Source organism: Pseudomonas sp. 05N434 (assembly GCF_056396965.1).
This window is the reverse complement of record NZ_JBFTMK010000276.1, coordinates 1-6524: the sequence shown is the minus strand read 5'-3', so window position 1 is coordinate 6524 and position 6524 is coordinate 1. Positions and strand designations below refer to the sequence as shown.

At 56.6% G+C, this 6524-nt stretch carries 2 protein-coding genes; one reads left to right on the top strand and one right to left on the bottom strand.

What is annotated here, in order from left to right; genetic code table 11:
* Positions 1-2227 (top strand): RHS repeat-associated core domain-containing protein (locus tag AC1DLB_RS17760; protein WP_477785366.1); only part of this gene is annotated, 2227 nt, incomplete at its 5' end.
* A 100-nt stretch (positions 2228-2327) separates the two neighbouring features.
* Here AC1DLB_RS17760 and AC1DLB_RS17755 read toward each other — a convergent pair.
* On the bottom strand, positions 2328-6524 hold the full coding sequence (locus tag AC1DLB_RS17755; protein ID WP_477785365.1) for an NEL-type E3 ubiquitin ligase domain-containing protein: 4197 nt from the start codon (positions 6522-6524) through the stop codon (positions 2328-2330).

The window sequence follows — 6524 nt, the reverse complement described above, 5'->3', positions numbered from 1 at the left end:
GCCTTTAGAAGAAACCCGCACGTTATTCGATGGCTGCGTCTACACCACACGATGGCGCTACGGTGCAGACGGCAAGGCGCTGAGCCAGACAGATGCCGGCAACCATCAGCAGCATTCACGCTACGACGTTGCCGGGCAACTCAAGCAAGTGACACTGCAAATCAATGCCAGCGACTCCGCTCAGGACATCCTCAAGAACGCGCAGTACAACGCCGCCGGCCAGGTCATCGAGCAACGACTCGGCAACGGCATGACCAGAACCTGGATCTACGACCAGGCGGATGGTCGGCTGACACGCATGAAGGCTGGAGTGCCTGGCCAGAACCTGCGGCAAGATCTGGAATATGACTATGACAAGGTCGGTAACGTACTGAGCATAAAGGATCACACCTTCAATCCGGTGTTCTTGGCCAACCAGTACATTGATGGAGCCCGCGAATTCATATATGACCCCCTGTACCGGTTGGTCAGCGCCACCGGTCATGATAGCCCCCCGCCGTCCAGCATGCCGGGGAGGCCGCTGCCCAACGACCCCAACAACTTCCTGAAGTACACACAAACCTTCGAGTACGATACAGGCAACAACCTGATCAAGATTACTCATAGCCGCGCGGTACGCGGTTACACCCATCGGATGCGCATTGATCCGTCCAGCAACCGTGGCGTGCGCTGGAAAGAAGGGGATCCTGAACCCGATTTTTCAAAGCTGTTTGACCGCCATGGCAATCTCCAGGCCTTGCAACCGGGCCAGGCGTTGCAATGGAACAGCCATGATGAGCTGGCCTCCATCACGCTGATCGAGCGCGAAAATGGCCTCCACGATACGGAAACCTTTCGCTACAGCAATGGCGTACGTGTCTATAAACGCCACGAAACCCATACATCATCGACCAGCCATTTCCACGAAGTACGCTACCTTCCCGGATTGGAAATACGCTGCCGCGACACGGGTGAAGAGCTGCACGTCATCACCTTGCCGAACGTAATAGGCAACGTACGCTGCCTGCATTGGCTCCGGGGTAAACCGGAAGACATTGATGCCAATCAGGTGCGCTACTGCCTCGACGACAGCCTGGGTTCCAGCCTCATCGAGCTCGATCAAGCGGGCCGCCTGATCAGTCACGAGGACTATTATCCCTTCGGCGGCACGGCCTCGCTGAGAGCGGATTCGGTGCGGGAAGTCAGTTATAAAACCATCCGCTATTCGGGCAAGGAGCGGGATGACAGCGGACTTTACTACTACGGACGGCGTTATTTCGCGTCGTGGTTGCAACGCTGGATCAGTGCCGACCCGGCGGGAACAGTGGACGGGTTGAATCTGTATGAGATGGTGGGTAGTAACCCGATGAGTTTTGTCGATAGGCTTGGGCTTACCAAAGGAGCCGCGCTTAACCAGAGGGTAAGTGCCCGAACCACCGCCATGCTTGAGGTGCCGCGCACTCATCCGGTGCCTAAAGTGAAAGGCTCCGCGACAAAACAACTGGCTGCAAGCGAAGAACACTTTAAGACACATCCAGATGCGCGGTTCTCAAAAACGTTTAGATCCGAGGTCGCTGTCGCACATGCGGGAGTAGCGATTGAAGGCTCAACACCTGACGATGCCATTTACATCACCGACTTTTTCAATATCCCTTTGGAAAGAAATGTAACGCTCACTAAAGCCAAACATGGCGTAGAGATGCACAGACAGGCGGATGATAGCCTCGGTAGAGACAATCCGGTCACAGGTGGCATCCTGAGATTCACCGACCCTGATCGATATACGGAATATTTGAGCAACCGGTATATCGAGCGAATCAAAGATCCTGCGCTTCCTGTAAAAATCTACCGAGGGACGACATCTGAAACGATTGACCTGGCCGGCATAGAGTATGAACAAACGCCACTTCACCCGCTGATAAAGAACCGTATTCAAGGTCATATAGCGGCAAGCGAAGGTGACCTGCCCCAATCCAGTGGACTCCCTGCCGCCCACGCAGAAGTTCAAGCGGCCAATCTGGCGCTTTATATCCAGAAAGCGCAGACCGGGACAACCGACCCGGCGCTCATTCAAGTGGTGACGCAAAAACTACAAGGGGCGATAGCAGCGCAGGCCTTTCCCGCTTGTTTCAACTGCACCCATATCTTGCTTGAGTCCTACGACAATACATCAGCCTTTGATGTCTTGACGGGGAGAACGGCGACGACTCGGTCCCAGTGGAACAGCGCGATAGTGGAATACCGGTAGGGCAATATCCTTCTGGAGCCAAACACGCTAACGGCCCCAAAAAAACCGGTCTGTGCGCAACGACAGACCGGTCGCGTGATGCGATGCGGTACCGTGCAGGCTATGCGGCCTTTTTCCACGCCTGCGCTGTCAGCGTCCTCAATAATCCCTTACGCCCCTCGGCCAACTCAAGAAGTTCGCGCTCATATACCTGCTGTGAGACGGTGCCCGCCAAATGCCGATTGAGCAGCTCCTCTGAGCGAGCATTAAACGCCGTCGAATTCTGTGCGAATGCTTGCGCATGGCGACTCTTCAGGTACTTGCACCAAAACCGCTGCTCAATCATCCGGTTCACCAGCCCCTCACCCGCCTCAAGCGTCAAAACCGATTCATGCGCCTGATCTATCTGCGCATCACTGACCTCGGCCATCTCCCGGAACAACATGCCCCGAGATTGCCATGGCAGATCAAGCCGATCCGCCAGACCGGTCTGAAACGCCAGATAAACTTCCACTTCGTCGATGGTACCGGTGATGTCCCCGTCTTCATCGACCGCCATAAAGCTTTCACCGGCCTGCAATCGGCTCTGGACAGTGGCGCGCGCGATTTCATTGACCTGATCCAGACGGGACTTGCCCTTCGCCAACCTGATCAGGCTGGTTTCGATCTGCTCAGGGCTGCCGGCCAGATACGCTTCGTGAACCAGTACTTTGAACCCCATTTCATTGAAAATCTGCGCACCGGCGTCGGCGCATGAATCAGGGTTGCTCGCCATGCGAAACAGTTCTTCGCGCAGCGGGGTATCCTGGGCAGCGGCATCGAGCAGGCGCCACACTCGTTGTGTCAGCTCCGGGCGACTGGCTTCTTCGACGTAATCGGCTGAGTCGGCGAGTTGCTCCAGCACCTCGAAAAACCCCTGGGCATTCGGCTCCCCTTCAAGCTCATCCCACAACGTTTGCCTGCTTTGTCGTTCTGCGCCAGACAAACCTTCCAGCCAGTACACACTGGTTTCCTCGCCTTTGGGCGGGTAACTGCGTGCCGGGTCATACCCTACAGAACGCATATAGCTCTGAAATTGTTCACGACCTTGATCAGACAACCGATCGCGGCTCAAGCGGGTGCGGGCAACAAGCCGTGCCTGCTCCGAACCGGGTGTCACTTGGGGGACCTGTTCGATCGGATTGCCCTGCAGATCCAGTTCAAAGGCGCGCGGTCGCGGCAGCGTGAGCAGGCCGGTGGGCCACTCCGTGATACCGGTATCGTGCAAATCCAACAGGTGGAGTTCAGCCATCCGGCTGACATCCGGCTGCTGCGACAGCGCCGGGTTACCGGCCAGTCTCAGTGTTTGCAGACGAGTCAGACCAGCCAGATCCGCCACACTGTCAGCGGTCAGCGTCAGTTGGTTATTGGACAGGTTCAGATGCTCGAGCACCGGCAGACTTTCTTGCAAGCGAGGGGCGGCGACCAGCGCGTTATCACTCAAATCCAGCGCCCTCAAGTTGGAAAAATAACGAAGAAAACCGGTGATATCGGTACGCAGTTCGACATGGCGGAACTGTAGCGAACTGACATGCCGGAAATCAGCATTCAATGCTGGCAGATACTCCAGAAAATCACTCGTCCAGTGAAAATTCAGATCCAGGGCGTAGCCGTCCGGCCCCGAAGTTTGTGCAGCCTGCCAGCATTGCTTGATCGCCTTGGCAAAACGTCCCTTGTGGTAGCGTTGATCCATGGGCAGAAGCTCGCCTCTCTCGATCGCCACCCAGCTATCCAGGGCTTTGGTCAGTTCCTCGAACTCCAATTCCCGTTCGCCGATGCCCCGCAACGCCTGAGTCTRCGAGCCGGATGAGCGGACAAAATCGGCAAACGTATCCGCACTCGCCTGCGGGTACAGCACCTTGAACCGATCCTCCAGACTCAAGGTCCCTCCTGTACCGAGCAGAGGCTCATTGATCCGTGCATACCCCTGAACGGCTCCGCGCAAACGGGTTGCGGCCGCGGTGTCCATTACATGTCGAATGGAGGGATCCGGGAGAATTTCGCGCAACGCCGCATGCGTCAGCGGTGCGTTCTGTAATGTCTGTCGCAACTGGATGCCCTGGCCGATTTCGTGGCCCAGTTTTCTGCGCGCGGCGTCAGGCAAGGCTTGTAACAGGGCGGTATAGAAATCGTCGGCGCCATGCAGCGTATTACCCTCTTCGTCATGGGACTGAAAGGTGTTTTCCATGGTTCGCACCAGCACTTTGCGAATGGACGCGTGTTCCGGCCCGATATTGTCGAGCAGCGGTCCCTCGAATGACTGGTTGCGAATTTCGATGCGCACCTCGGGCGACCAGCCTGGCAGGCGCTCGAGGCTGTGCAACGCCAGCCGACTGGTATCCAGATTCGCGCTTGAGGGCAAATAAAGCCCCTCGTACGCCCGAACAATCCGCCATTCGCGCATCGCCGTGCGGACCTCCTGCCGCAGACGAAACGGCAAATGCTGTCGATCGCTCATCTGTCTTTGTTCCGCCTCGGTGATACCGACCAGCAGCTCATCCATGATGGCACCCGGCAATTGAGGAAACTCACTACGCAACCATCCAACGTGCGCCGCAACGTCGGGGCCGACAGGTGCTTCATCAAGGCTGAAACGAGCATCCACCAACGTCGTTTCTTGCTCACTGGCCGCCGTGGCGATGAGCGCACGCAGTCTGGCCGCCCGCACATCCAGGGCGATGATTCCATTGCCAAACGCTTCATCCAGCAGCGTCTTGACCTCCTGTTCCTGCAGTTGGGAGAGCATCGTTGCGGCCAGATCGTGGTAACCGGTCTGCCCGGATCTGACCTTGATGATCGATTCGCCCAGGTCTGGCGAAGATTGCCAGAGCACCTTGTCTTGCGCATCGAGCCACTGCACGGTGCGGTTCTTGGGCCATTTGCGATGACCCGTCAGCAGTTTCAGTTGAGTCTGCACATCGGCCTGACCATACACCTGCGGGTCACGGCTACTTATTCGCTCGATGAAAGTTTTAACCTCCTGGTCAGCGGTAAAACGCTTGATGGTTGCCACCAGCAACGCCGGCGGCCGCTCATGCTCGACATGTAGTTTGCGCAATACCGCGTCGTCAACACCGCTGACGATCCGGATCTGCTCCAGGGTTTGATCGGAAAACGAATCGACGCGATGTCCCAGGCGTCGCATCAGGGTGACGCCCTGCCAGGTCTGAGGGCGCTCAGCCTCATGCGCCCACGCACCAACGCCATTGTGTACAAGACGGGGGGCATAGGCGTCGCCCCGACGGGGATGCTGGATGCGGTACTGATCCGATCCAGGATCAGGCTCAATCACAAACTGCGTGCCATCGAGCGGCAGCACCTCCTGTCCGGAATGTCGATAAATGCCCTTTTCATCCAGCCGGACAGACTCATCAAGGGTAATCGACTGTGCGTAGCGCTGCAGATCCGCGTCCCATAACCGCGACCTGCCATCGCTCTTTTCTACGACCCTCATGCCCTCGATAAAGGGCGACGACTTGAGCGGCAACAGGGTGCCCACTACTTTGCCTCCTACCGCGAATGCACCCAACTGGATCAGACTTTCAGCCACGCCGATCAAATGCCCGGCAGCTTCGCTTCTCTGTCCCTCTGACCACTCGACAATCCCTTCGAACGTTTCATCAAGCAGTTGATAGGCGGTATAGGCCAGCATCAGCTCGCCAAGTAACGGTACAAAGAGCGTCGCCACAAAAGTGGCCGCTTCAAGAACGACCGCGGCGACCTTTTGAAAACTATCCCAACGCGCCCAACGAGTTTTTTCATCTTCATCGCCAGTGGGAACCGCCATCGCCCGAGCGTCATTGAGGATCTTGTTCAGTTTCTGGTGAAAGTCACGGGTCCAGAAGTCACCGCTGTTTCGCAGATAGGTCATCCGCAAATCAGGATTGATATTCGGCTCCTCACGCCACGCCGGCTTTTGTTCAAACGGCAAGGATGCATGCCATTGAATGCTTGAAAGCCGGTTATTGAGCTGGAAAAAGAAGGTGCCTCGCTGTTGATGAGGGACAAACCGGCTGAAAAAGCGCTGATACTCAGGCGAGCGTAATTGTGAGATCAGTTCTCTATGGAAGCTGGCCAGGGAGGGGTATTGTTTGACCGGATGTTCCGGATCATGGGGGACATAGGCGATGACTTGTTCAATCTGACGGCTGCTATCGAGGTCCGCCGCAATCAGAACAATGCCTGTCAGGGCCGTATCCATCATCCTCAACTCGTAACAGTGCATGGGTTGGCCCTGCAAAGTCAGTGCTTGATGCCCCGCAACCAGATTCAACAGCAT